Below are 25,548 nucleotides of genomic sequence, written 5' to 3' on the forward strand. Positions count from 1 at the left end.
GGAAACGACCATGGCCGAGATCGAGTTCAAGTCCGTCGCCAAATCCTTCGGCAAGGTCGGCGTGATCGCCGGCCTCGACCTCAAGGTCGACGACGGCGAGTTCATCGTGTTCGTCGGTCCGTCCGGCTGCGGCAAGTCGACGGCGCTCCGCATGATCGCCGGCCTCGAGGAGACCACTTCCGGCGACATCCGGATCGGCGGCCGCTCGATGGCCGGCCTCGCGCCGTCGGACCGCAACGTCGCCATGGTGTTCCAGAGCTATGCGCTCTATCCGCACATGACAGTCGCCGGCAACATCGGCTTCCCGCTGAAGATGGCCGGCCGGTCCTCGACCGAGATCGCCGAGCGGGTGCGGGAGGCGGCCGACATTCTCGACCTCGGTCCCTATCTCGATCGCCGGCCCGCCCAGTTGTCCGGCGGCCAGCGCCAGCGCGTCGCCCTGGGACGGGCGATCGTCCGCCATCCCGACGTCTTCCTGTTCGACGAGCCGCTCTCCAACCTCGACGCCGACCTGCGCGTCTCCATGCGCGGCGAGATCATGCGCCTTCGCGAGCGCATCCAAGCCACCATGATCTACGTGACGCACGACCAGACCGAGGCGATGACCATGGGCGACCGCATCGCCGTCTTCGCGCCGCTGAGGGACGGCCACGCCCGCAACCTGATGCAGGTCGGCAAGCCGGAAGAGCTCTACGAGCGGCCGTCCAACCTGTTCGTCGCCCGCTTTCTCGGCTCGCCGAAGATGAACCTGATGGCGGTCGCAGACGGAGAGGCGCCGGCCTTCGGAACCCTCGATGTCGCCCCGCGTCCGGCCGGTCGCGCCGGCGCGGTGCTGCTCGGCGTCCGTCCGGAGGACATCCGCATCGCCGAGGCCGGCGCGCCGGGCCTTGCCGGCCGCATACGGTTGGTCGAGGCGCTCGGGGCCGAGTATTACGTCCACGTCGAGACCGCGGCCGGCGAGCTGATCGTCCGCGTCATGGACAAGCGGCTGCGTCCCGAACCGGGCGACGACGTGTCGCTGCAGCCGGCGCCCGGCTCCTTTCACCTGTTCGACAAGGCGACGGGCGAGCGTATCGAAGGCTGATTACCCTACTCGATCCTGGCGATCGGTGCCGGACGGCCGCGCCACATGCGGGCCAGCGTGCCTTCGCGCCAGAGATAGGCATGGGCGAGCGCCATGGCGGTATGGCCGAGCACCAGGGCGAGCAGCGCCCAGCCGAGCAGGCCGTGCGCGGCGTTGGCCGGCGCCATCAGGGCTGGGATGCGTTCGCCGCCGCCGGCGAATACCTCGATGCCGAAGACCGAAAGGCCGCGGCCGCTGCCGTAGGTCCTGAGCACGGCGAGCAGCGGGACCGCAATCATCAAGAGATAGAGCGCAAGATGCCCCAGGCGGGCGGCGGCGCCAAGGAAACCCGTGGGGTGGGCCGGCCGGTTGCCGAGGTTGACGAGCGCCCAGACGCCGCGCAGGACGACGGCAGCCAGCAGCAGGAAGCCGACCGACATGTGCCAGGACCAGAAGAAGCGCGCCACCGGCATCTCCCGGTCGACGGCATGCAGGATGGCCGAGAGGAACTGCCAGGCGAACAGCGCCGCCATCAGCCAATGAAGGGCGCGGCTGACGGAGCCGTATCCTTCGGGGTGGTCAAACAACGTCGATTGATCGTTCGTCACGGCGTGGTCTCCTGTCGTTCGGCGGAAGGCCCCTGAATTGCGCAAATATGTGTAAAGCGCTCAAGAAATGCCAACCGGAATTCGGCAATCGCGTGACACACGCGGCTGCCTGTGGCTCAAAACTCCGTGAAGCTGGAACATTTGCCAAGAGGGCAGATCGGGCGTGACCCCAAGGTTGCCTCCCCGAGCGGCTTCCTTTAAATTTCCGGAAGATGCGGGATCCGGCGCTTGGTGGGAGGCGCCACCGGATCTGACCGGTGGCAGGAGGACCAATGAAGCGCGTTTCCGACTTGAATCATCCCTTCTATCGGCCGCTGTGGCGCCGCGTGCTGCTGGTCGCCGTCACCGGGCTCTGGGCGAGCTACGAGAATTTCGTGGTCAAGGACCCGATGTGGATGGTGCTCACCGCCGGCGTGTTCGTCTACGCCGCCTGGGTGTTCCTGATCAAATGGGTCGATCCGGCGGACAAGCCGGCGGAAATCACCGGCGTCGCCGACGAGGAGCCGCCGGCTGCCGAGCAGGACGACGAGGGCGTCGACCGGCGCTGACTTGCGGTCTATATTAAGGGATCCCACGTAGGAGGCGACACTGTCGTCGACACCGTTTCCGGGAGCCCGCCATGACCGTCGAAACTTTCCCCTTTACCCGCACCGACGAGGAGTGGCGGCGGCTGCTTACCGACGAGCAATACCGCGTCATGCGCGGCCACGGCACCGAGCCGCCCGGCAGTTGCGCGCTGCTTCATGAGAAACGGCGCGGCGTGTTCCACTGCGCCGGTTGCGATGCGCCGCTGTTCGCCTCGCACGACAAGTTCGAGAGCGGCACCGGCTGGCCGAGCTTCAACGAGCCGGAGCCGGGCGCCGTCGAGACGTCGGTCGATCGCAGTCATTTCATGGTGCGCACCGAGGCGCATTGCGCCCGCTGCGGCTCGCATCTCGGCCACGTGTTCGACGACGGGCCGCCGCCGACTGGCCTGCGCTACTGCATCAACGGCGTGGCGCTGGTCTTCCATCCGTCGGATTGACGACGGCGGCCGATCGGCCGCCGCCATTTCGCGATGTCATGACCGGAGGCATTTTCAATGCCTCCGGTATTCAGATGTCGGTCTTGCCGTTGGCAATCGCCGCGACGATCAGTTCCGCCGCCTCGTCGACGCCGCCCCAGCCGATCACCTTCACCCATTTGCCGGGCTCCAGATCCTTGTAGTGCTCGAAGAAGTGCTCGATCTGGTGGACGGTGATTTCCGGCAAGTCGTCGATCGTCTTGATCTTGGAATAGCGGGTGGTCAGCCGGTCGGAGGGAACGGCGATGATCTTTTCGTCGTGGCCGCTCTCGTCCTGCATCTTGAGGACGCCGATCGGCCGGCAGTTCATGATGGCGCCCGGCACGATGGCGCGCGTGTTGACCACCATGACGTCGATCGGGTCGCCGTCGTCGGACAGCGTGTGCGGCACGAAGCCGTAGTTTCCGGGATAATGCATCGCCGTATAAAGAAAGCGGTCGACGTACATGGCGCCGGCCGCCTTGTCCATCTCGTACTTGATGGGCTCGCCGCCGAGCGGCACCTCGATAATGACGTTAATATCTTCGGGCGGGTTTCGGCCGATGGGAACGGCGTCGATGCGCATGATCAATCCTTGAAAAGAAACAAAGCCGCGAGCACGTGTTTATCCGTAATGATGGGACGAAAGCAAGGCGGCACAAGCAGCGGCGGATTGGCGTGCCGCCGGAATTTCAGCCGCGTCCGACCGGCGGCCAGGCGTAGACGGTGACCGGCACGAGGCGACCGGCGATCTCCTCGCTGGAGTCGACCACCTGATGGCCGCTGAGCCGCTCGTAGAAGCCGACGCCGACGGCGTTGGAGGCCAGCACGCGCACCACGAGACCGTCGAGGCGCATGTCGGCGAGCGCGGCGCGCGCCTCCTCGAACAGCCGGCGGCCAAGGCCGATGCCGTGCATGTCGGGATGCAGATAGAGCTCGTAGATCTCGCCCCGGAAGGGCAGGGCGCGCATGCGGCTCGGCCCCAGCGTCGCATAGCCGGCGACGCGGCCTTCCACCTTGATGACCAGCATGGCGATATTGCGGGCGATGGCTTTGGCCCACCAGCGCGGCCCGCGTCGTTCGATCATCCGCTCGAGCTCGACGCCATCGAGAATGCCCCGATAGGCGTAGCGCCAGGCGGCGTCGTGGACGGCCGCGATTTCTGCGGCATCCTCGATGGCGGCGCGCTGGACGTCGATCGAAAGGGTGCTCATGGAGTAAGCTTAACCCGGTCCTTCCGGTAGCGGAAGACAAAAACGCCGTCGGCCGCCATCGCGGCCGACGCCTTTTTCAGAACCAACTGCCGATGCGGTCGAGAATGCTCTTGTCCCTGGCCGTCGGCGTCGGGTCGACGGCCGGCGCGGCGGCAAGCGATGGGCAGGGCGGCGTGCCGGCCGGTACCACCACGCCCGGCGCGGCGCAGGCGATCTGCGGTGCGGTCGGCTGGGCAACCGCGCCGGGCTGGCCCGTGACCGCCGGCGCCGGTTGACCGGGGAGCGGCGGAATGGGGGCGGCGGCCGTTATCGCAGGTACTGCTGTAGCAGCAGGTGCCGCTGCCACCGGCGCCCCCTGGGCCGGTATGGCCGGAACGAGGGCGGGCGTCGCCGGCGTCGGCAAGGCGGGCGCGGCGGCGGCCACCGGAATGATCGGCGCGGCGGCCGGTGCCTTGTCGCCGCCGGTCACGAAGGAGAACAGACGGGAAATGGCGCTGGCGCGCTCCTGCTCGACGGGCTCGGCCAACGCGACGGCGTGGATCTGCGGGCCGCGCGGATCGGCGATCGGAACCGGGGCGCCGGTCGGCGGCACGATCACCGGTCCTATGGTGATGCCGGCATCCGGGTTGGGCTCGGCGCCGAACAGCCGGGCGATGGTGCTCGGGTTGCGCTCGGCCTCGATGCGGGCCAGCTCGGCCTCGGCCTTGGCCTTTTCCGCGTCGGCCTTGCGCTTCTCGGCGGCCAGCGCCAACTGGATGCGCTTGTCCTCTTCCGCCTTTCGGTCGTTCTCGAGCTTGGCGAACATCACCTCGGCTTCGGCATAGTCGGCCTTGGCCCTGGTCTGAAGCGACGCGACGAGTTCCTTCGGCTGCCCGAGATCGACGGGACAGGCGGCGACCGTGTCGAGCGGCTCGGCCGGGTTGGCGTTGAAGACGTATTTGCGGCCGCAGACGTCGACCTTCGGTTCCTGGTGGGTCATCTCGAAGGTGTCGTAGCCCTCCTTCAGCATCTTCCAGAAGGGCATGTTGGGATCGTTCCAGTGCTTGGCCATGTTCTTGCCGTCGAGGCGGAACGGGAAGGCCTGCAACTGGAAGGCCTTCTGGCCGCCGCGAAACGCTTCGCGGGCCAGCGCGTAGATCTCCTGGATCTGCGGGTCGGTCATGGCATAGCAGCCGCGCGACGAGCAGGAGCCGTGCACCATCAGCGCCGTGCCGGTGCGGCCGTTGGCGCGGTCGTAGGCGTTGGGAAAACCGGTGTTGAAGGCGAGATACCAGTCCGACTTGGGATTCATCAGGCCGGGCGTGATGGGGTAGAAGCCCTCCGGCGCCTGCCGGTCGCCTTCCTTGACCTTGGGGCCGAGATTGCCGGACCAGCGGCAGATGTCATAGCTCTTGAGCAGCGCGTAGCGGCCGCTCGCGTTCATTTTCCAGACCTCGAACTTGTTCTCTTCCTTGAAGATGCGCATCAGCACCGGCGAGGAGAGCTTCATGTTGAGCTTCTTCATCGCCTCGAGCGTCTTCGGCGACACCGGGCGCTGGTCCTTGGGGCCGTAGCCATAACCGATCTCGTCGGCCTGGCAGGCGGCGAGCAGCGCGGCGACGCCAAGGGCGCCGGCAAGCCGCGCGAGGCGGCCGGCGGTCGAAATGCCTCGGGAGGGCTGGGTCGGGCGGAACGAGGTCATGCTCTCCGTTTCACTCATAGGCGCCGTGGTGGCATCCAGCGTATCGGGCTGACCGGCCGCCCCCCGGCGCCGGACAACATATCATGAAGCAATCCTCGGCGGCGATGGTTACCGAAAGGTTACCGCCCGATGGATCGAGCTGGCAAGCCGGCGCATCCGTCGGTCAAGGCCGCCCAGAGCATCTCCGCGGTCCATGGAAACGCGGGAACGCTCTATCTTTTTGAATCAACGTATTTTCTTCACGCGAACCGGCATCCACTTCGCTCGGAAATGCTCCGGGATCTCCCATTTCCATCGGAAACATGAGAAATTCATGGCAAGGCGGCGAAAAAACGCGATGTCGATGCTCGATGTCAGACCTTGAGGTCGCGGCCGATCGCCAGGAACTTGCGGCGGCGATCGGCGCGGATATCGTCGCGGCTCTTGCCGTCGAAGGTGGCGAACGCCGCCTCGACGACGCCGCCGACCGCCTCGATCACCTGATCGGGCGCCCGGTGGGCGCCGCCGACCGGCTCGTCGATGACGCCGTCGATGATGCCGTAGCGGGAGAGATCCTGGGCGGTGATGCGCATGTTCATGGCGGCGTCCTGCGCCTTGGCCGAGTCCTTCCACAGGATGGAGGCGGCGCCTTCGGGCGAGATCACCGAGTAGATGGAATGCTCCAGCATGAAGACGCGGTTGGCGGTGGCGATGGCGATGGCGCCGCCGGAACCGCCCTCGCCGATCACCACCGAGACGATGGGCACGCCGAGCCGCAGGCAGGCCTGCGTCGAACGGGCGATGGCCTCGGCCTGGCCGCGCTCCTCGGCGCCGATGCCGGGATAGGCGCCCGCCGTGTCGACCAGCGAGATGAGCGGCAGGTCGAAGCGGTCGGCCAGCTCCATGATGCGGATGGCCTTGCGGTAGCCTTCCGGGCGAGCCATGCCGAAGTTGTGGCGGATGCGCGTCTGGGTGTCGTGGCCCTTTTCCTGGCCGATCACCGCCACCGGCCGGCCGCGAAAGCTGCCGAGGCCGGCGATGATGGCCGCGTCCTCGCCGAAGTTGCGGTCGCCGGCGAGCGGCGTCCAGTCCGAAATCAGCCGGTCGATATAGTGTACGGCGTGCGGCCGGTCCGGGTGGCGGGCGACTTGCGCCTTCTGCCAGGGTGTCAGGCGAGTGTAGATGTCGGCAAGCGCCTGGGCAGCGCTCATCTCGAGCTTGGCGATGTCATCGTCGATTGAAAGAGCGTTGCCGCTATCCGCCAGGGCTTTCAGTTCCTGGACCTTGCCTTCAAGGTCGGCAATGGGTTTCTCAAAGTCGAGATAGCTTCTCATCCGGCTCTCTTCTGGTACCCCGGCCGCCGTCTTGTCCCGCGAGGACAACCGAGGGTGCGGCAGCCGCGCACACTTGGCTTCCGAACCACCGCCTTGTCAACGCCAATTGCCGCAAATGCCGGCAATTCTGTGGTGATCTCCGTGCCAATACCAAGCCGGTTATCGTTCGGACAGGGGATGATGGTCGGCGACCAGGGCGGCGAGACGGTGCTCGAGGACGTGCGTATAGATCTCGGTGGTGCCGATGTCGGCATGGCCGAGCAGCTCCTGGACGACGCGGAGATCGGCGCCATTTTGCAGCAGATGGCTGGCAAAGGCGTGGCGCAGCACGTGCGGCGATACCTTGTCGGGCGATATCCCCAGCCGGGCGGCGGCGTCCTTCAGCTCGCGGGCGAAGCTCTGGCGGGTGACGTGGCCGGTCTCGGAATTGGCCGGGAACAGGAAGGGACTGCCGGCGTGACGGCCGCTCGCTTTCAGGCGCTGGCGATAGGCGAGGACGGCGGCGCGGGCCGTGTTGCCGATCGGCACCAGCCGGTCCTTGGCGCCCTTGCCGCGCACGGTGATGGCCGCCGTGCCCTCGCGGATGGCGCCGGCCGGCAGCGAGACGAGCTCCGAGACGCGCAGGCCGGAGGCATAAAGCGTTTCCAGCATGGCCGAGAAACGGGCGCGGCGCAGCGCCTCGGCCTGGTCCTCGACGGGTTCGGCGGCGGCAAGCGCCACGGCGTCCATCAGCCGCCCCACCTCGTCGACGCTGAGCACCTTCGGCAGCGGCCGGCGGGTGCGCGGACGATCGACCCGGGCGGTGGGGTCGTCGGCCCGGCGGCCCTCGGTATAAAGGAACTTGTGCAACTGACGGACGGCGGACAGCCGGCGCGCCTGGGTAGCGGCGGCATAGCCCTCGGCGGCGAGCCCGGCGATGAACGCCTCGACGTCGGTCGTCCCGGCGTCGAGCAGGCCGCGGCCGCGGCCGGCGAGGAAGCCGGCATAAAGGTCGAGGTCGGCACGGTAGGCGGCAAGCGTGTTGTCGGAGGCGGCATCCTCGATGCTGGCCGCCTCGAGATAGGTCTCGATCAGCGTGGCGTCGCCGACGCTCATGGCGCTTTGCCCGGCAGGCTGGCGGGAGTAGCATCGGCCGCGGCGGGATCGGTGACGGCCGGCGCCGGCGGCGGCGACAGCGGCCGGGCGCCCGCAAGCACCGACGGATCGATCGGCACGGTGTAGGTGCGTGGCTCCGGCGTCACCAGATAGGCCAGCGCCAGAACGGCGGCCGTGGCGGCGGCGGCCAGAACGAGGAGAAAGCCGAGGAAGCGGGTAATGGTCGGCATGGTTCCGCTCCGGGTGCGGTCCGGCAGGTCGCTCGGCAGCGCTAACGGCTTGACAGACGCGCCGCCCCAACCCATGAGACTTCTCATGACCGACGTCAAGACCAGCCGCAGCCGCGACCCCGACGCCGCCCATCGGCGCGGTCGCGTTCATGCGCGCATCGTCGAGCTGCTCGGCGGCCGTTCGGTGGTGCTGGTGGGCATGATGGGGGCGGGCAAGACGTCGGTGGGCAAGCGCCTCGCCGGCCGTCTCGGGCTTACCTTCATCGATGCCGACACGGCGATCGAGGAAGCGGCCAAGAAGAGCGTGTCGGAGATTTTCTCCGAGCATGGCGAGGATTATTTCCGCCAGGGCGAGCGGCGGGTGATCGCCCGGTTGCTGCGCGAACCGCGCCAGATCATCGCCACCGGCGGCGGCGCCTTCATGAACGCCGAGACGCGGGCGGCGATCCGCGGCGCCGGCATATCGATCTGGCTCAGGGCCGACTGGGAGCTGCTTTTCGAGCGGGTGCGGCGGCGACCGACGCGGCCGCTCCTGCAGACGGCCGATCCCGAGGGGACGCTGAAGGCGCTCGTCGAGGCGCGCTATCCGGTCTATGCCGAGGCGGACCTCATCGTCCAGTCGGTCGACGTGCCGCACGAGGCGATGGTCGATGCGGTGGTGTCGGCCCTGGAGGCATGGCTCGTCGAGGACGCTGTAAAAAGAGCGCCGTGACGGCGCAAGAGGACGGGGAACGGGCGGGGATTGAAATGACGGTTGAAGAGGAAAAGGACGGCATCGTCCGGGTACCGGTGTCGCTCGGCGAGCGCTCCTACGACATCCTGATCGGCGAGGGGCTTGCCACCGATGCCGGCCGGTGGTTCCGGGCCGTGCTGCCGAAGGCGCGAGCCTGCATCATCACCGATTCCAACGTGTCCAGCCGGCATCTCGTCGGCTTCGAGAAGTCGCTGCGGCGGGCCGGCGTCACGGCCAGCGCCGTGGTCATCCCGGCCGGCGAGGCGTCCAAATGCTTCGACGTGTTCGAGCAGGTGGTCGACCAGGTGGTCGGCGGCCGCTACGAGCGCGGCGACGCGGTGGTGGCGCTGGGCGGCGGCGTGGTCGGCGATCTCGCCGGCTTCGTGGCGGGGGTCGTGCGGCGCGGCATGCGCTTCGTGCAGGTGCCGACGACGCTTCTTTCGCAAGTGGATTCGTCGGTCGGCGGCAAGACCGGCATCAACAGCCGCCACGGCAAGAACCTCGTCGGCGTGTTCCACCAGCCCGATCTGGTGCTGGCCGACACCAAGGTGCTCGATACGCTGCCCGAGCGCGAGTTCCGCGCCGGCTATGCCGAGGTGGTCAAATACGGCCTGATCGACAACGCCGATTTCTTCGCCTCGCTGGAGCGGAACTGGCGCGAGGTGTTTGCCGGCGGGCCGGCGCGCGCCGAGGCGATCGCCGTGTCCTGCCGTTCCAAGGCGGCCATCGTCGCCCGCGACGAGCGCGAGACCGGCGACCGGGCGCTGCTCAACCTCGGCCATACCTTCGGCCACGCCATCGAGACGGCGGCCGGCTACAACGGCGCCGTGGTGCACGGCGAGGCGGTGTCGCTCGGCATGGTGCTCGCCCACGACTTTTCGGCGCGCCTCAACCAGATGTCGCCGGATGACGCCGGCCGCGTTCGCGCCCATCTCGCCGAGGTCGGCCTGCCGACGCGGCTCTCGGAGATTCCCGGCGGGCCGCCGTCCGTCGCTGCCTTCATGGAGCTGATCGGCCAGGACAAGAAGGTGCAGAACGGCGCGCTGACCTTCATCCTGAGCCGCGGCATCGGCGACGCCTTCATCGCCAAGGACGTGCCGGCCGAGGCGGTGCGCGCCTTCCTCACCGACAAGCTCAGCGAGGGACAGGCCTGATGGACGACAGGGGCGGGGCGCTCGTCGATCTGCTCGTCGCCGGCGTGCCTGTCGCCCTGTTCGTCGTCATCACCGTCATCCTGTCGGCGGCCGGCTCGGCGCTTCTCGCCTCCAACCGCACCAAGCTGCACCACATGGAGCGGCTCGGCGACCGCCGCATCAAGCGGCTCGTCGAGCTGACCGCCGAGCGGGCGCGGGCGGTGTCGGCCATCCGCCTGGCGCGGCAGGTGTCGACGGTGGCGCTGACCATTTTCGCGACGCGAGCCGTGCTGTCCTACGAGACCGATCCGATGCGCCTCGCCGTCTGGGCGGTCGGCGGCATCCTGCTCGCCATTCTGCTCGACGCCGTGCCGCGCGTCATGGTGTCGCTGAGGCCGGAGCGCTCGGCCTTGATGCTTCTGCCGGCCATCGAGGCGTCGTCCCGCCTGCTGGAACCGCTGATCGGCGGCATCGAAAAAGCGGTGATCGCGCCGCTGCGGCTGGCCAGCAAGACGCCGCGCGAGGCGGCCTGGACGGCCCATGAGGAGATTCGCGAGGCGGTCGACCTCCTGCATCGCGAGGGCGGCGTGGTCAAGGCCGACCGCGACATGGTCGGCGGCGTGCTCGACCTCAGCGAGCTGCCGCTGTCGGACATCATGGTGCACCGCACCAAGATGCGCACGTTCGACATCGACATGCCGGTCGGCGATCTCCTGAAGGCGCTGATCGCCAGCCCGTTCACGCGCCATCCGCTGTGGCGCGACGAGCCGGACAACATCGTCGGCGTGCTGCATTCCAAGGAACTCATGCGCGCCGTCGACCGGGCCGGCGGCGACCCGGCCAAGGTCTGCGTCGAGACGCTGATGACACCGCCCTGGTTCGTGCCGGACACGACGCTGGCCGCCGACCAGCTCAAGGCGTTCCTGAAGCGCAAGATCCACCTGGCGTTGGTGGTCGACGAATATGGCGAGGTGCAGGGCCTCGTCACGCTGGAGGACATCCTCGAGGAAATCGTCGGCGACATCGCCGACGAGCAGGACGTGGTGGTGCAGGGCGTCCGCCCCTATCCCGACGGTTCGGCCTCGGTGGACGGAGCGGTGCCCATCCGCGATCTCAATCGCGTGATGGACTGGCGCCTGCCGGACGACGAGGCGACCACCATCGCCGGCCTGGTCATTCACGAGGCGCGGATGATTCCCGACCCCGGCCAGTCCTTCACCTTCCACGGCTTCCGCTTCCGCGTGCTGCGGCGGCAGAGGAACCGCATCACGGCGCTGAAGGTGGGGCCGGTCGACGGCGTCTTCCGGTCCGACTGAACGGTGCCATGCCGGCACAGCTCCGCACCGATGCGATCGCGCAGCCCTGATCCGCCTCCACCGCATGGGCGTGCCGGGACGGAAAGCCCTGCCGTTCCGGCAACCGCCCGGAATCACTCCCCCGGCGCGCGGGCGGTGACGGAGAGGGCATGCAGGCCGCCGTCGAACTCGGCTTTCAGGGCGTCCATGACGAGGCGCTGGCGGGCAACGCGGCTCTTGCCCTCGAAGGCCGCAGATACCACTTCTACGGCGAAATGGGTCTCGCCGCCCTCGCGCCAGCCGCCATGTCCGCGGTGGCGCTCGCTGTCGTCGACCACGTTCAGGTAGGACGGCGACAGCTCGGCGAGGAGCGCCGCCTCGATGCGGCTCTTGCGGGCGGGAACGGGCGGGGTCATCGAAGCCATCAGGCCTCCTCGGCGATTGGCACATGCGAAGCAATCCGGTATCTGGCGACCACGGATGCCGATTGTCAACGCCTTGCCGACGCGCTTTCCAGTGCCCATAATCGGCAGACCATGGACTCCTATTCCAAGCTCTTCGATAAAATCCGGATCAAGCCGGACAAGGAAAGCGTCGCCCGCGACCAGTTCCCACCCTGCGAGTGGGAAGGCTGCGAGAGCGCGGGCGCTTATCGCGCGCCGAAGGGCCGCGGCCGCGAGGGGCAGTATCACCACTACTGCCTCGAGCACGTGCAGCTCTACAACAAGTCCTACAACTACTTCTCGGGCATGGGTGACGACGATGTCATCGCCTTCCAGAAGGACGCCATCACCGGCCATCGCCCGACCTGGACGGTATCGGTCAACCGCTGGGGGCAGACCGATCCCAACGCCGGCCATCGCAGCCGGCCGGCCGAGCCGACCTACAACGATCCCTTCGGCGTCTTCCACGGCTCGCGGGCCGGCGGCATGCGGTCCGAGCCGGAGGAGCCGCGCCGGCACGTGTCGCCGATGACGCAGCGCGCCTTCGAAACGTTGCATCTCGAGGTCGGCGTCTCCAAGGAAGAGATCAAGGCGCAATACAAGGTCATGGTCAAACGCCACCACCCGGATGCCAACGGCGGCGACCGGTCCTCAGAGGAACGGTTGCGGGAGATCATCCAAGCCTATAATTACCTGAAGACCGCCGGTTTTTGTTGACCGGCTACATTTTCCCGATTCGACGGAGCGACTTCCTCCCTCCGCTTGGTCGCTCCAGGAGGTCTCATGGCTCAGACGTATGACGCGCCGCTACCCGATATCCGGGTCTCGGTCCGCGAGGTGTTCGGTATCGACACCGACATCGAAGTGCCCGCCTATTCCCGGGCTGACGAACACGTTCCCGATCTCGATCCGGACTATCTGTTCGACCGCGCCACCACTCTGGCGATCCTGGCCGGCTTCTCGCACAATCGCCGCGTCATGGTGTCGGGCTATCACGGCACCGGCAAGTCGACGCATATCGAGCAGGTGGCCGCCCGCCTCAACTGGCCGCTGGTGCGCGTCAACCTCGACAGCCACATCAGCCGCATCGACCTCATCGGCAAGGACGCCATCGTCCTCCGGGACGGCAAGCAGGTCACCGAATTCCGCGACGGCATCCTGCCCTGGGCGCTGCAGAACAACGTGGCGCTGGTGTTCGACGAATACGACGCCGGCCGGCCGGACGTGATGTTCGTCATCCAGCGCGTGCTGGAAGTGGCCGGCAAGCTGACGCTGCTCGACCAGAACCGCGTCATTCGTCCGCATCCGGCCTTCCGCCTGTTCGCGACGGCCAACACCATCGGCCTCGGCGACACCTCCGGCCTCTATCACGGCACGCAGCAGATCAACCAGGGCCAGATGGACCGCTGGTCGATCGTCACCACGCTCAACTACCTGCCGCACGACCACGAGGTGAACATCATCGCCGCAAAGGCCAAGACGTTCACCGGACCGGAAGGCCACGACGCCATCTCCAAGATGGTGCGGGTGGCCGACATGACGCGCTCGGCTTTCATCAACGGCGATATCTCGACGGTGATGAGCCCGCGCACCGTGCTGACCTGGGCCGAGAACGCCGCGATCTTCGGCGATGTCGGTTTCGCCTTCCGCCTCACTTTCCTCAACAAGTGCGACGAGACCGAGCGGGTGCAGGTGGCCGAGTTCTACCAGCGCTGCTTCGGCAAGGAGCTGCCGGAGAGCGCCGCCAACATCCTGTTGAGCTGATCCGGGAAGATTGCGAGATGGCGCATCCCGAAACGCAGAAGGGCGGCCAGCCGGTCGTCGAGCCGCTCAAGAAGGCGGTGACGACGGCGATGCGGGCCATCTCCGGCGATGGCGAGCTGGAGGTGGTGTTCGCCGCCGACCGGCCGTCGCTTGCTGGCCACAAGGCGCGCGTGCCCGACCCGCCGCGCCGGCCGACCGCCTTCGACGTTGCGGTGACCCGCGGCGTCGGCGACGCGCTGGCGCTGCGCCTTGCCTGCCATAACGAGGCGGTGCATCGCACCTTCGTGCCCGAGGGGCCGCGCGCCAAGGCGGTGTTCGAGGCGATGGAGCAGGCCCGCTGCGAGGCGCTCGGTGCCCGCGCCATGCCCGGCGTGGCCGGCAATCTCGCCGCCATGCTCGAGGAGCGCTATCTCCGGGCCAATCTCCAGCACATCGAAAGCCGCGACGACGCGCCGCTGTCCGAAGCGGTGGCGCTGATGGTGCGCGAGAAGCTGACCGGCGCGCCGCCGCCCAAGAGCGCGCAGGGCCTGATGGAGGCCTGGCGCGACTTCATCGAGGAGAGGGCCGGCGCCGACCTCGAGGGTCTTGCCGACGCCATTTCCAGCCAGCAGGCGTTCGCCCGCGCGACGCGCAACCTGCTCGTCAACCTCGAGATGGGCGACGAGCTCGGCAGCGATCCCGACCAGGACGACAACCAGGACGGCGAGCAGCAGGAGGCGGAGGACAGCGAGGCTTCGGCCGAGCCGGCCGACGACGCCGACGCCGACCAGTCGGCGGCCCGCGAGCGCGAGGTGGCCGGCGAGGACGAGGAGTCCTCGGAAGGCGACGCCGAATCGGAGATGTCGGACGATCCCGGTGATTTCAACGAGGAAGACGATTCGACCGATCCCGGCGAGGCCAAGCGGCCGGAGCTGCCGTTCACCAACCAGCCGCCGGTCAGCGACTACAAGGTGTTCACCCACAAGTTCGACGAGGTGACGCGGCCGGAGGACGTCTGCGACGGTGCCGAGCTCGAACGGCTGCGCGCGCTTCTCGACAAGCAGCTCGCCAACCTCGCCGGCGTGGTGGCGCGGCTCGCCAACCGCCTGCAGCGCCGCCTGATGGCCCAGCAGAACCGCTCCTGGGACTTCGACATCGAGGAAGGCATCCTCGACACGGCGCGCATCACCCGCGTGGTCACCGATCCCCTGGCGCCGCTCGCCTTCAAGATGGAGCGCGACACCGATTTCCGCGACACGGTGGTGACGCTCCTGATCGACAATTCCGGCTCGATGCGCGGCCGGCCGATCACGGTCGCCGCCGCCTGCGCCGATATCCTCGCCCGCACGCTGGAGCGCTGCGGCGTCAAGGTGGAGATCCTCGGCTTCACCACCAAGGCCTGGAAGGGCGGGCAGTCGCGCGAAGCCTGGCTCGCCGCCGGCAAGCCGGCCGGTCCCGGCCGGCTCAACGATCTGCGCCATATCGTCTACAAGCCGGCCGATGCGCCCTGGCGGCGGGCGCGGCGCAATCTCGGCCTGATGATGCGCGAGGGCCTCCTCAAGGAGAACATCGACGGCGAGGCGCTCGACTGGGCGCACCAGCGCCTGCTCGCCCGGTCGGAGAACCGCCGCATCCTGATGATGATCTCCGACGGCGCGCCGGTCGACGATTCGACGCTGTCGGTCAATCCCGGCAACTATCTCGAGCGTCACCTGCGCTACGTCATCGAGGAGATCGAGGAGCGTTCGCCGGTGGAACTGATCGCCATCGGCATCGGTCACGACGTGACGCGCTTCTACAAGCACGCCGTCACCATCGTCGATGTCGAAGAACTGGCCGGCGCCATGACCGATCAGCTCGCCGCGCTGTTCGAGGAGCAGCCGACGCAGAAGGCGATCCGGGCCGGCGCCCGGCCGCGGCCGCGGCGCGTCTCGACGCTGGGCCTCACATGAGGGGTGGGCGGGCGCTTCTTCCGGCCCTCACCGCCTTGATGCTGATCGCGACGGAGGCTGTCGCCGCCGACATCGCCACCCGTATCACCGTGCGGCCGCTTGCCGGCTTCTCGATTTCCGAGCCGGCAAAGGTTCGTTTCGGCCGGCTCGACTATGTCGGCGGCTTCGAGATCAGGGCCGACCGGCGCGAGGTGGGCGGCCTGTCCGGTCTGGTGATCTCGGACGCCGGCCGAAGCTTCCTGTCGCTCAGCGACGACGGCTTCATGGTGCAGGCGAAGATCGAACGCGACGCCCGCGGCCGGCCTGTCGGCCTGTCGTCGGCCTCGATCCGCCGGCTGCGGACTCCCAAGGGGCCGCTGTCCCTCAACAAGGCGCTGTCCGATACCGAGTCGATCGACGTCTACACCGGCGAGGGCCGCCGTCCGTTCGGCGTCGTCTCCTTCGAACGGCGGCCGACGGTGATGATCGGCCCGCTCGGCGCCGACGGCTTCGTCGGTCCGCTGACGGCGATCGACCTGCCGAAGGACGTCGGCCGTCTCCAGGCCAACCGTGGCCTCGAATCGGTGGCGGCGCTGCCGGCCGGCAACGGCCTTGGCGGCCGCTTCGTCATCCTCGCCGAGGCGGCGGAACGGGACGCCGCGACGGACAATCCGCCGGGCTGGGTGATCGGCGGCAAGGCGCCGTTTGCCTTTCGCGTTCGCCGCTCGGACGGCTACGACCTGACCGATGCCAAGGTCGGTCCCGATGGCCGTCTCTACGTTCTCGAACGAAGCTTTTCGTTCCTGGCCGGCATTCGCTGCCGCATCCGCGCTTTCCGCCTCGCCGATATCCGCCCCGGCGCGCTGATCGACGGCGACACGCTGCTCGAGGCGAGCATGTCGGAAGAGATCGACAACATGGAAGGCCTGTCGGTCTGGAAGACGGCGGGCGGCGAGACGCGGATTTCGCTGATTTCCGACGACAACCGCGCCTTCATTCAGCGGACGCTCTATCTCGAGTTCCGCCTCGGCGCGCCATGAGCGACCGGCGCCTTCCGACGGCGCTCGCCGCCGCCGTGGCCGAGCGCGCCCGTCCGGAGCGACTGGGCGCGGCGGCGGCGCGGCTGTCGGCCGGCTACCGCGCCAACCTCACGTCCCGCGAGGCCGTTCCCGACGCCGCCGGCGTCGCCGCCTATGCGGCGAGCCGCATGCCGGCCACCTATGCGGCGGTGACCGCGGCTCTCGACCGGCTCGCGGCGGCGCGGCCGGATTTTTCGCCGGCAACGGTGCTCGATCTCGGCGCCGGACCGGGCACGGCGAGCTGGGCGGCCGCCACGCTGTGGCCGTCGGTCGTTTCCGTCACCATGATGGAAGGCAGCGCCGATTTCCGGGCGCTCGCCGCCGATCTGGCGCGCGCCGGGCCGCCGGCGCTGCGACGGGCCGATATCCGGCGTGGCGACATCGCGCAGCCCTTCGGCCTGCCGGACGGGCCGGTCGATCTCGCGGTCATCGCCTATGCGCTGACCGAGCTCGACCTTGCGGCCGCCGGGCGGCTCGTTGCCGACTTGGTCGGACGGGCCGGTCGGCTGGTGATCGTCGAGCCGGGAACGCCGCGCGATCACGGCCGGCTGATGGCGGTGCGGCAGGCGGCGCTCGCCGCCGGCGCCCGCATCCTCGCGCCCTGTCCGCATGCCGGCCCCTGTCCGCTGCCGCCCGGCGACTGGTGCCACACCGCGGTGCGCGTCGAGCGGAGCCGCGCCCACATGCGCCTCAAGGGCGGAACGGTGCCGTTCGAGGACGAGCGCTACGCCTATCTGGTGCTGGAATCGGGATCGTCGGCCGGGAGCGAAAACGACAGCGGCGGCCGCATCCTGCGGCCGCCGCGTCTTGCCAAGCATGAGATCGCCTTCAGTCTCTGCCGCGCCGACGGAACGCTCGGCGAAGCGCGGATCGCCAGCCGCGAACGGACCGCCTTCAAGGCGGCCGGCAAGCTCGGCTGGGGTGACTTTCTGCCGGACGATCTCCGGGGTTGAGATCAGCCGCGGATCGGCTGGTAGGGCTTTATCCAGTTCATCAGGCTGGCGTAGGGCAGCAGCGAACAGATCGCCACCAGCATCTTCACCGAGAAGTCGCCGAGCGCCCATGTGGTCCAGGGCAGGCCGGAGCCGGCGAAGGCGATGGAGAAGAAGATGACCGTATCGAGCGCCGAGCCGATCGACGAGGAGACGAGCGGCGCCCGCCACCAGGAGCCGGCGCGCAGCCGGTTGAAGACGGTGACGTCGAGAAGCTGGGCGCACAGGAAGGCGGTGCCGGAGGCAAGCGCGATGCGCGGTTCCGACAGCCAGACCGACAGCAGCACGGCGATGGCGAAGCCGACGTAGACGACGCGCCGGGTCTTCACCGGCCCGAACCAGCGGTTGGTGAGGTCGGTCACCAGGAAGGCGAAGGGATAGGTGAAGGCGCCCCAGGTGAGGAGGTCGCCGAGCCCGAAGGGCGTGAACGGGTATTGGACGAGAATATTGGATGCGACGACGGTGACGACCATCGCCAGCACCGAGGGGGTGAGGCGTCTATCGAACATTCCAGAAGGTCTCCGGCAGAACAGACCAGGCTTTTGGAGCTATGATGCGAAATCCGGCCGATTACCGAATTTCACGCGATGTGTATCATCTGAGGCACACATAAATAAAGCCGCGATACCGTTTCCGGCATCGCGGCTGAATTCGCGGGGCAAATCGGCCCGGAAAACTCAGGCAGCAGCGGCCTCGGCGGCCTTCTTGGCGATCTGCTTCTTGATCAGCCGGGCGCGCGGGGACAGCTCGTCGTCGCCGGCCTTGGCGAGATAGGCATCGAGGCCGCCGCGATGCTCGACCGAACGCAGGGCGTTGGCGGAGATGCGCAGGCGCACCGACTGGCCGAGCGTGTCGGACAGGAGCGTCACGGCCAAGAGATTCGGCAGGAAGCGCCGCTTGGTCCTGTTGTTGGCGTGGCTGACGTTATTACCCGTCAGAACGGCCTTGCCGGTAAGTTCGCAGCGCCGGGCCATCGGGATACCCTCTTTTTCTGTTGGCGCGGGATCGAGGCCTTGCGGGCCGCTCCTCGCGACGAAATAAGCCAAGGCGCCGCTTGCATCTGCCGACGGCGCCGTTTCAAGTCGCGTTCCTATAGTCGGTCGGCATCGGCTCCGTCAACCCCGGAAGCGAGCGGAAGCCGGCAAAAATGCCGTCCGGCAGGGCGGAAGCAGTGGCCGGATTTCGCGCCGCGGGAACATCGAGGCTTTCGCGGCGTTAACCATCCGGTTACCATGACAGCCGATCATCCGAAAGACGGTGATCGGCCGGCAGGGCCGGCGGCTTGCCGCCGGCGGTGGCGTCGCCCGTCGGAATGATCTTCCAGACGTCGTTCCGGTCGCCGGTGGCGACCGAGGGTGAGGACGGTTCGCCGTCCGCAAACGGAGGTTCCGTAGTGGCTCGTGTCGAAACTCTCCCGCGCCGTGTGAAAGGCGCCATGGCCGCGGCGGTCTTCGTCGCCGCGCTGTCCGCGGTGCCGCCGTCCGGCGTGGCGGCGGCGCGCGAGGGCGAGGTGCAGGCCCTCTATGCCGCTTCCTTCATGGGCATCGGCATCGCCAAGGGATCGCTGTCGATCAAGGTGGAGCGCGGCGCCTATGCGGCCAAGCTGCACATCTCGACCGCGGGCCTCGCCCGCATCGTCAGCTCCGAAGAGAGCTACGTCGACGCCAAGGGTTACGTCGGCCGCACGCTGGTGCCGTCGACTTACGAGCTGATGAGCCGCGGCGACACGGTGACGCAGGTGTCGATGGCGCTCGGCGGCGGCAATGTCCGCAGCCTCAGGGCCATTCCCGAGCTCGTCGAATACGACGACCGCGTGCCGGTGACGGCGGCGGCCAAGCGCCGCGTGGTCGACCCGCTGTCGGCGGCGATCCTGCCGATCGCCCGCGACGACAAGGACGTCTGCGACCGCACGCTGCCGGTGTTCGACGGCTGGACCCGCTACGACATCAATCTCAGCTACACCGGCACGGATCAGGTGGACATCCCCGGCTACAAGGGCGACGCCGTCCACTGCTCGGCGCGCTGGGTGCCGGTGGCGGGCCATCGCGAGGGCACAAGGTCCACCGAATACATGCGGGACAACCGCGACCTCGACGTCTGGTTCGTGCCGATGGCCGACGGCCGGTTGATGGTGCCGAGCAAGATCTCGGTGAAGACCATGCGCGGCCTGCTGCTGGTGGTGGCGACTCAATTCGGCGACAATGCCAAGCTCGGCAAGGTGGAACAGGCGTCCAACTGACCCGGCCAATAGCCGCATCGACAAAAAGAGGCGTCCTTCGGGGCGCTTTTTTATTGCCGGTGGGACCGCGTGACCCTGTCATTTGTGCCAATCCAGGACACAGGCGTTAACGCTTCGGTGACCGGGGCAGGCGATAAGGACGGCGCTCCGCCGAGATCTTGTGTGTGGGGCGGCGTCCGGCGGTAGATGTGGCCGGAGCAAAACGAGAACATCGGCCTGTCGGCGATTCGCCCCGCCTTCGTTCCCGCTCTGTTGAAAGTGTTAACGCCTCCATCGTTCTACTTCGATATCTTAGTATAATTGGTTAACCATGATTTCGGTTCGGAGTCTTGGCGGAGATACGCTCTTGACATCGATTCGGGGCGCGAATCGAACGACTCTGCGGCTGGAGTCTCCGGATTCAACATAGCGCAGCGAAGACTCCGCCTCCCTCCATATCTTGTGGGGAACGAATGCAGAATCTCTTTGGAGTTGCGATTCGCCCCGCATCCGTTCTCGTTTGATTCCTTTTGGCGGCCGGCCGCCATGCTTCCGCCGGTTTTCTCTGGCCTCTCGGCGGGGCTTTTTCGTATAGGGAAGGTCACGGCGTCATCGCGCAACCGAACGGGACCCCATGAACATCGTCCGAGCGGCTCCCCTGTCCTCGTCCGTCCGCGCCCGGGCGGTGACGGCGGTGCTGGGGCCGACCAATACCGGCAAGACCCATCTCGCCATTGAGAAGATGCTGAGCCACGGTTCCGGCGCCATCGGCCTGCCGCTGCGCCTGTTGGCGCGCGAGGTCTATGGCCGGATCGTCGCCCGCGTCGGCGCGGGCGCGGTGGCGCTGGTGACCGGCGAGGAAAAGATCGTGCCGCGCGACGCCCGCTATTGGGTGGCGACGGTGGAGGCGATGCCGCGCGATCTCGACGTCGCCTTCGTGGCGATCGACGAGGTGCAACTCGCCGGCGACATCGAGCGCGGCCACGTGTTCACCGATCGCCTGCTCAACGTGCGCGGCCGGCAGGAGACCATGCTGCTCGGCTCGGCGACGGCGCAGCCGTTGATCGAGCGCCTGCTGCCGGGCATCGCCGTCACCTCGCGTCCGCGGCTCAGCCACCTCGCCTATACCGGCGCGAAGAAGATTACCCGGCTGCCGCCGCGTTCGGCCATCGTCGCCTTCTCGGCCGACGAGGTCTACGCCGTCGCCGAGCTGATCCGTCGCCAGCGCGGCGGCGCGGCGGTGGTGATGGGGGCGCTTTCCCCGCGCACCCGCAACGCGCAGGTGGCCCTCTTCCAGAACGGCGACGTCGATTTCCTGGTGGCGACCGACGCCATCGGCATGGGCCTCAACCTCGACGTCGATCACGTCGCCTTCGCCCAGGCGCGCAAGTTCGACGGCTACCAGTATCGCGGCCTGACGGCGGCCGAGCTCGGCCAGATCGCCGGCCGGGCCGGCCGCTATCTCAACGACGGCACCTTCGGCGTCACCGGCCGGGTGATGCCGTTCGACGACGACATCGTCGCGGCCATCGAGGGCCACGATTTCGAGCCGGTCGGCGTCTTCCAGTGGCGCAACGGCGATCTCGACTTTTCGTCGGTCGACGCCCTCCGCGCCTCGCTCGAAAGGCTGCCGGGCGTCGAGGGGCTGACGCGGGCCTTGCCGTCCGACGACCAGCGGGCGCTCGACTTCGCGCTGAGGGCCGAGGACGTGGCGGCGGCGGCGCGCGGCCGCGAGCGGGTGGCGCTTCTCTGGGACGTCTGCCAGGTTCCCGACTTCCGCAAGATATCGCCGGCCCAGCACGGTGATCTCATCGTCGCACTCTATCGATTCCTCATTGCAAAAGGCGTGATTCCAGACGATTGGTTTGCACGGCAGGTCGGGTTGTCTGATCGGACGGATGGCGATATCGATACGCTGTCGCGGCGTCTGGCGGACATCAGGACCTGGACCTTTGTCGCCAATCGGCCGGATTGGCTGTTTGCGCCGGGCCATTGGCGGGAGAAGACGCGCGCCATCGAGGATCGGCTGTCGGATGCGTTGCATGACCGGTTGACCCAGCGTTTCGTGGATCGCCGGACGTCGGTATTGTTGAAGAGATTGAGAGAGAACAACATGCTCGAAGCTGAAATCACCAGTACCGGCGGCGTGCTCGTCGAAGGGCAGGCGGTCGGGGAGCTGCACGGCTTCCGCTTCGTGCCCGATCCGGGTGTTGGCGGCGATGGTTCCGAAGCCAAGGCGCTGAAGGCGGCGGCCCAGCAGGCGCTCTCCGGCGAGTTCGACAAGCGCGCCGAGAAGATTTCCAAGGCGCCCAACGAAGAGATCGTGCTGTCCACCGACGGCAGCCTGCGCTGGCTCGGCGAGCCGGTGGGGCGGCTGGTGGCCGGTGACGACACGCTGGCGCCACGGGTGATGCTGCTCGCCGACGACCAGCTTGCCGGCGCCGCCCGCGACAAGGCGCAGGACCGGCTCGACCTCTGGGTCGGCGCCCACATCCAGACGCTCCTGAAGCCGCTGTTCGACCTGCGCAGCGCCGCCGACCTCGAAGGCATCGCCCGTGGCGTCGCCTTCCGCATGGTCGAGGCGCTCGGCACCGTCGAACGGCACGACATCGCCGACGACGTCAAGGCACTCGACCAGACGCAGCGCGCCGTCATGCGCAAATACGGCGTCCGCTTCGGCGCCTACCATATCTACGTGCCGGCGCTGTTGAAGCCGGCGCCGGCGGCGCTGGTCGCCCAGCTCTGGGCGCTGAAGCACGGCTCTCTCGACATGCCGGGCCTTGCCGAGCTGCCGCAGCTTTCCGCCTCCGGCCGCACGTCGATCAAGGTCGATCCGGCCTTCGACAAGACGCTCTATCGCCTGGTCGGCTTCCGCGTCGCCGGCGAGCGGGCGGTGCGCCTCGACATCCTGGAGCGCCTTGCCGACATCATCCGGCCGCTGATCGCCTTCAAGTCGGTGGACGGCGCCACGCCGCCCGAGGGCGCTCTGCCGCAGGGCGGCGGCTTCACGGTGACGGTGGCGATGACCTCGCTGCTCGGCTGTTCGGGCGAAGACTTCGCCTCCATCCTGCGCGGCCTCGGCTATCGCTCCGAGAAGCGGACGATCAAGGTGCCGGTCAAGCCGCAGAAGGCCGAGACGCCGGCGGCCGAGAGCGTTGCCGCCGAGGCGGCGCCCGCCGCCGCGACGACCGAGGAAACTTCGGTCGAAGCTCCCGTCGAGACGCCCGCCGCGGAGGCTGCGCCGGCCGAAACGCCGGTCGCCGAAACGCCGATCGCCGAGACGCCGGCGGCAGAAGCGCCGGCAGCCGAAGCGCCGGTGACGGAAACCACCGAGGCGCCGGCGGAAGCCGCCGCTCCGGAAGTCGTCGCCGAGGCGCCGGTCGAAGCCGCTGCTCCGGAAGCCGCCGCTCCGGAAGTCGTCGCCGAAGCGGCTGCCGAGCCGCCGGCCGAAGCGGCCGAGACCTTCGAGGACCGGGAAGTCGATGTCTGGCGGCCCGGTCGGGGTGACCGTCCGCGGCACGGCGATCACAGAGGCGAGCATCGGGGCGAGCACCGGAACGATCATCGCGGCGGCCGCGGCGGCCCGCATCGGGGCGCGCCACGGTCCGGCGAGCCCGGCGAGGCGGCGGCCGAGGGGCGCGGCCCGCACCCGCAGGACGATCGCCGCCAGGACCGTCGTCCGCAGGGCGATCGGCGCGAAGGACGCGAGGAGCGCCGTTTCGGCGACCGTCGCGACGGCCGGCCCGCCGAGCGGAACGGCGACCGCGGTGCCGAGCGGGCGCCGCGCAAGGAAAAGGTCGCCGATCCCAATTCGCCGTTCGCCGCGCTGGCCGCCCTCAAGGCGTCGCTCGAGCAGCAGAAGAAAAAGTAGGAGAGCGGACGGGCGTGTCCGGGGAACGGCAACGGATCGACAAGTGGCTGGTCTACGCGCGCGTGGTCAAGACGCGGACGCTCGGCCAGGCGCTCGCCGCGTCCGGCCATGTCCGCCTCAACGGCCGCAAGGTCGACGACCCCGCCCAACCCGTCAAGGCCGGCGACGTGCTGACCATCGGCCTGCATGGCCGCGTCAGGGTGCTGAAGGTGCTCGATTTCGCCGAGCGGCGCGGCTCCTATTCGGTCGCCTCCGAGCTCTACGAAGATCTGACGCCACCCGCTGCCGAGGAGGCCGGTCCGACCGTCGAGGCGGGCGAGGGGCGGCCGACGAAGCGCGATCGCCGCCGCTTCGACAAGCTGAACGAGCCGGACTGAACGGCTGATGATCGCCCTTGAACGGCGGAGGGAACTCCGGTAGGCCAGCATGCGTTCCGCCTGTGGATATCTGGGTACTGGCTCATGACCTATGTCGTCACCGACAACTGCATCGCCTGCAAATACACCGACTGCGTGGAAGTCTGTCCGGTCGACTGCTTCTACGAAGGCGAGAACATGCTCGTCATCAATCCCGACGAGTGCATCGATTGCGGCGTCTGTGAGCCCGAATGTCCGGCCGAGGCGATCAAGCCGGATACCGAGCCGGGGCTCGACAACTGGCTGAAACTCAACGCCGAATACTCCGTGATCTGGCCCAATCTCGCCGCTCGCCGCGATCCTTTGCCGGACGCCAAGGAATATGACGGCGTGGAAGGCAAGCTCGCCGCCCTGTTCTCGCCCAAACCGGGCAAGGGGGGCTGAGGAAAACCTGCCGCCGAACCCGCGGAATAGGCAATGCTGCCATGTGACGGCGCATTTTGCGGCGCATGGCGTCATATTGCTTTGTTTTTTGTGGTTTTTGTGCTATAGCTAACGTTGACAGTCGACGAACTTCTTCCGGTCGCCAGCGGGACCCTGCACGGGGTCTTTTTTATGACATGCATGGAGGCGCAAGCCTTGGTGCCGGTCTTGGCATGTGTGCAGCAAGTACGCTGCGGTTGGAAGCGAAACCCCAGTTCGACTGAAAACAACGCGAAAGCGTGCCGGCGGAGCGGACGTACAGGTTCGCAGTTCATAATCGACCCGTTTTTTCTTGCTGCCTCCCGGCAGGAGAGGGTGATTTTGTCATCGCCGGCACCGAGGAGTGGATGGACTGAATGGCCACTGCGAAGAAACCCGCTGTCCGTAATGGGTTCAAGACCAACGAGCACATCGTCTATCCGGCCCATGGGGTCGGCCAAATCGTTGCCGTCGAGGAACAGGAAATCGCCGGCATGAAGCTGGAGCTTTATGTCATCGTCTTCGAGAAGGACAAGATGACCCTGCGCGTGCCCATGGCCAAGGCCGAGCAGGTCGGCATGCGCAAGCTCGCCGAGGACGACACCGTCGACAAGGCGCTGGAGATCATCAAGGGCCGCGCCCGCGTCAAGCGCACCATGTGGAGCCGCCGCGCCCAGGAATACGAAGCCAAGATCAACTCCGGCGATCTGGTGGCCATTTCCGAAGTGGTGCGCGACCTGCACCGCGCCTCCAGCCAGCCCGAGCAGTCCTATTCGGAGCGTCAGCTCTACGAGGCGGCGCTCGACCGCATGGCGCGCGAGATTTCGGCGGTGTCCCGCATCACCGAGACCGAGGCCATCCGCCGCATCGAGGACAGCCTCAACAAGAGCCCGAAGCGCATCGCGGCGCGCGGCGATGCCGCCGAGGAAGTCGCCGACGAAAGCGAAGACGAGGCGGAAGCCGCCTGACAGGCTTCGGCCCGTTTGATTTAAAGGCCCGGCGGGGAGACCTGCCGGGCCTTTCTCTTGTGGTCTTCCAAGCGCCGC

General features: G+C 67.8%; 26 protein-coding genes. 16 read left to right on the top strand and 10 right to left on the bottom strand.

All coding sequences use genetic code 11. The features are described 5' to 3' along the window. Nucleotides 1–10 precede the first annotated feature (10 nt). Nucleotides 11–1,084, top strand: a complete 1,074-nt coding sequence (locus tag CJ014_RS10305) for an ABC transporter ATP-binding protein (protein ID WP_100080401.1) — start codon at nt 11–13, stop codon at nt 1,082–1,084. Nucleotides 1,085–1,089: 5 nt separating this feature from the next. Here CJ014_RS10305 and CJ014_RS10310 read toward each other — a convergent pair whose 3' ends face one another. Next, nucleotides 1,090–1,671, bottom strand: coding sequence for a cytochrome b (locus CJ014_RS10310; RefSeq protein ID WP_245427243.1), 582 nt, complete (start codon nt 1,669–1,671; stop codon nt 1,090–1,092). 272 nt (nt 1,672–1,943) lie between these two features. Between CJ014_RS10310 and CJ014_RS10315 the strand changes: the two genes are divergently transcribed. Both CJ014_RS10315 and msrB read left to right on the top strand, forming a co-directional pair. Further along, nucleotides 1,944–2,219, top strand: coding sequence for a hypothetical protein (locus CJ014_RS10315; RefSeq protein WP_100080402.1), 276 nt, complete (start codon nt 1,944–1,946; stop codon nt 2,217–2,219). Nucleotides 2,220–2,290: 71 nt separating this feature from the next. Beyond that, entirely contained in the window at nt 2,291–2,695 is a 405-nt protein-coding gene (gene msrB / locus CJ014_RS10320; protein WP_100080403.1) for a peptide-methionine (R)-S-oxide reductase MsrB, read from the top strand. A 70-nt stretch (nt 2,696–2,765) separates the two neighbouring features. Here the strand turns inward: msrB and ppa are convergent, their stop codons facing one another. From ppa to CJ014_RS28040, 6 genes are all read right to left on the bottom strand, one after another. Next, the gene (gene ppa / locus CJ014_RS10325; protein WP_100080562.1) at nt 2,766–3,299 is read right to left on the bottom strand and encodes an inorganic diphosphatase; all 534 of its coding nucleotides are present in this window, start codon (nt 3,297–3,299) and stop codon (nt 2,766–2,768) included. Nucleotides 3,300–3,405: 106 nt separating this feature from the next. Beyond that, on the bottom strand, nt 3,406–3,927 hold the full coding sequence (locus CJ014_RS10330) for a GNAT family N-acetyltransferase (protein WP_100080404.1): 522 nt from the start codon (nt 3,925–3,927) through the stop codon (nt 3,406–3,408). A 76-nt stretch (nt 3,928–4,003) separates the two neighbouring features. Further along, nucleotides 4,004–5,608, bottom strand: a complete 1,605-nt coding sequence (locus tag CJ014_RS10335; protein WP_100080405.1) for a L,D-transpeptidase family protein — start codon at nt 5,606–5,608, stop codon at nt 4,004–4,006. A gap of 353 nt (nt 5,609–5,961) precedes the next feature. Beyond that, nucleotides 5,962–6,921: an acetyl-CoA carboxylase carboxyltransferase subunit alpha gene (locus tag CJ014_RS10340; protein ID WP_100080406.1), complete on the bottom strand. Its 960-nt coding sequence runs from the start codon at nt 6,919–6,921 to the stop codon at nt 5,962–5,964. Between the two features lie 159 nt (nt 6,922–7,080). Further along, a complete protein-coding gene (locus tag CJ014_RS10345; RefSeq protein WP_100080407.1) occupies nt 7,081–8,016 on the bottom strand; it encodes a site-specific tyrosine recombinase XerD in 936 nt (311 codons plus the stop codon). Beyond that, the gene (locus CJ014_RS28040; RefSeq protein ID WP_207765722.1) at nt 8,013–8,246 is read right to left on the bottom strand and encodes a hypothetical protein; all 234 of its coding nucleotides are present in this window, start codon (nt 8,244–8,246) and stop codon (nt 8,013–8,015) included. The genes CJ014_RS10345 and CJ014_RS28040 overlap by 4 nt, the downstream gene beginning before the upstream one ends. 85 nt (nt 8,247–8,331) lie before the next feature. On the opposite strand from CJ014_RS28040, the gene CJ014_RS10355 reads away from it, so the two are divergent. Genes CJ014_RS10355 through CJ014_RS10365 form a run of 3 tightly spaced genes read left to right on the top strand, consistent with a single transcriptional unit; the run spans nt 8,332 to nt 11,428 of the window. Next, a complete protein-coding gene (locus CJ014_RS10355) occupies nt 8,332–8,958 on the top strand; it encodes a shikimate kinase (protein ID WP_100080563.1) in 627 nt (208 codons plus the stop codon). Between the two features lie 35 nt (nt 8,959–8,993). Continuing rightward, nucleotides 8,994–10,133 carry a 3-dehydroquinate synthase gene (gene aroB / locus CJ014_RS10360; protein WP_100080408.1) on the top strand — a complete coding sequence of 380 codons (1,140 nt, stop codon included), beginning with the start codon at nt 8,994–8,996 and terminating at the stop codon, nt 10,131–10,133. Then, nucleotides 10,133–11,428: an HlyC/CorC family transporter gene (locus CJ014_RS10365; protein ID WP_100080409.1), complete on the top strand. Its 1,296-nt coding sequence runs from the start codon at nt 10,133–10,135 to the stop codon at nt 11,426–11,428. Before aroB ends, CJ014_RS10365 begins: the two co-directional genes overlap by 1 nt. A gap of 113 nt (nt 11,429–11,541) precedes the next feature. Here CJ014_RS10365 and CJ014_RS10370 read toward each other — a convergent pair whose 3' ends face one another. Continuing rightward, a complete protein-coding gene (locus CJ014_RS10370) occupies nt 11,542–11,832 on the bottom strand; it encodes a BolA family protein (RefSeq protein WP_342588535.1) in 291 nt (96 codons plus the stop codon). 111 nt (nt 11,833–11,943) lie between these two features. Between CJ014_RS10370 and CJ014_RS10375 the strand changes: the two genes are divergently transcribed. From CJ014_RS10375 to CJ014_RS10395, 5 genes are all read left to right on the top strand, one after another. Further along, nucleotides 11,944–12,567 carry a J domain-containing protein gene (locus CJ014_RS10375; RefSeq protein ID WP_100080410.1) on the top strand — a complete coding sequence of 208 codons (624 nt, stop codon included), beginning with the start codon at nt 11,944–11,946 and terminating at the stop codon, nt 12,565–12,567. Between the two features lie 66 nt (nt 12,568–12,633). Next, nucleotides 12,634–13,614 carry a cobaltochelatase subunit CobS gene (gene cobS / locus CJ014_RS10380; RefSeq protein WP_100080411.1) on the top strand — a complete coding sequence of 327 codons (981 nt, stop codon included), beginning with the start codon at nt 12,634–12,636 and terminating at the stop codon, nt 13,612–13,614. Nucleotides 13,615–13,631: 17 nt separating this feature from the next. Then, nucleotides 13,632–15,545: a cobaltochelatase subunit CobT gene (gene cobT / locus CJ014_RS10385; RefSeq protein WP_100080412.1), complete on the top strand. Its 1,914-nt coding sequence runs from the start codon at nt 13,632–13,634 to the stop codon at nt 15,543–15,545. Nucleotides 15,546–15,583: 38 nt separating this feature from the next. Beyond that, nucleotides 15,584–16,564: an esterase-like activity of phytase family protein gene (locus tag CJ014_RS10390; protein WP_165790814.1), complete on the top strand. Its 981-nt coding sequence runs from the start codon at nt 15,584–15,586 to the stop codon at nt 16,562–16,564. Beyond that, nucleotides 16,561–17,556, top strand: a complete 996-nt coding sequence (locus tag CJ014_RS10395; protein WP_100080414.1) for a small ribosomal subunit Rsm22 family protein — start codon at nt 16,561–16,563, stop codon at nt 17,554–17,556. Before CJ014_RS10390 ends, CJ014_RS10395 begins: the two co-directional genes overlap by 4 nt. Nucleotides 17,557–17,558: 2 nt before the next feature. Here the strand turns inward: CJ014_RS10395 and CJ014_RS10400 are convergent, their stop codons facing one another. Together CJ014_RS10400 and rpmB are read right to left on the bottom strand one after the other, a co-directional pair. After that, nucleotides 17,559–18,104, bottom strand: a complete 546-nt coding sequence (locus CJ014_RS10400) for a queuosine precursor transporter (RefSeq protein WP_100080415.1) — start codon at nt 18,102–18,104, stop codon at nt 17,559–17,561. A 168-nt stretch (nt 18,105–18,272) separates the two neighbouring features. Continuing rightward, complete coding sequence (rpmB, locus tag CJ014_RS10405; protein WP_100080416.1) at nt 18,273–18,569, bottom strand: 50S ribosomal protein L28; 297 nt, start codon at nt 18,567–18,569, stop codon at nt 18,273–18,275. Nucleotides 18,570–19,030: 461 nt separating this feature from the next. Here rpmB and CJ014_RS10410 point away from each other — a divergent pair, with 461 nt between their 5' ends. The 5 genes from CJ014_RS10410 (at nt 19,031) to CJ014_RS10430 (ending at nt 25,470) form a co-directional block, all read left to right on the top strand. Then, nucleotides 19,031–19,834: a DUF3108 domain-containing protein gene (locus tag CJ014_RS10410; protein WP_165790815.1), complete on the top strand. Its 804-nt coding sequence runs from the start codon at nt 19,031–19,033 to the stop codon at nt 19,832–19,834. Nucleotides 19,835–20,447: 613 nt separating this feature from the next. Beyond that, on the top strand, nt 20,448–23,684 hold the full coding sequence (locus CJ014_RS10415; RefSeq protein WP_100080418.1) for a helicase-related protein: 3,237 nt from the start codon (nt 20,448–20,450) through the stop codon (nt 23,682–23,684). 14 nt (nt 23,685–23,698) lie between these two features. Then, nucleotides 23,699–24,061 (top strand): RNA-binding S4 domain-containing protein, encoded by a 363-nt coding sequence (locus CJ014_RS10420; RefSeq protein ID WP_100080419.1) that lies wholly within the window; start codon nt 23,699–23,701, stop codon nt 24,059–24,061. An 84-nt stretch (nt 24,062–24,145) separates the two neighbouring features. Further along, nucleotides 24,146–24,484, top strand: a complete 339-nt coding sequence (gene fdxA, locus CJ014_RS10425; RefSeq protein WP_100080420.1) for a ferredoxin FdxA — start codon at nt 24,146–24,148, stop codon at nt 24,482–24,484. 395 nt (nt 24,485–24,879) lie between these two features. After that, a complete protein-coding gene (locus CJ014_RS10430; RefSeq protein WP_100080421.1) occupies nt 24,880–25,470 on the top strand; it encodes a CarD family transcriptional regulator in 591 nt (196 codons plus the stop codon). Nucleotides 25,471–25,548 lie beyond the last annotated feature (78 nt).

This window comes from Pleomorphomonas carboxyditropha (assembly GCF_002770725.1).
Lineage (GTDB): Bacteria > Pseudomonadota > Alphaproteobacteria > Rhizobiales > Pleomorphomonadaceae > Pleomorphomonas > Pleomorphomonas carboxyditropha.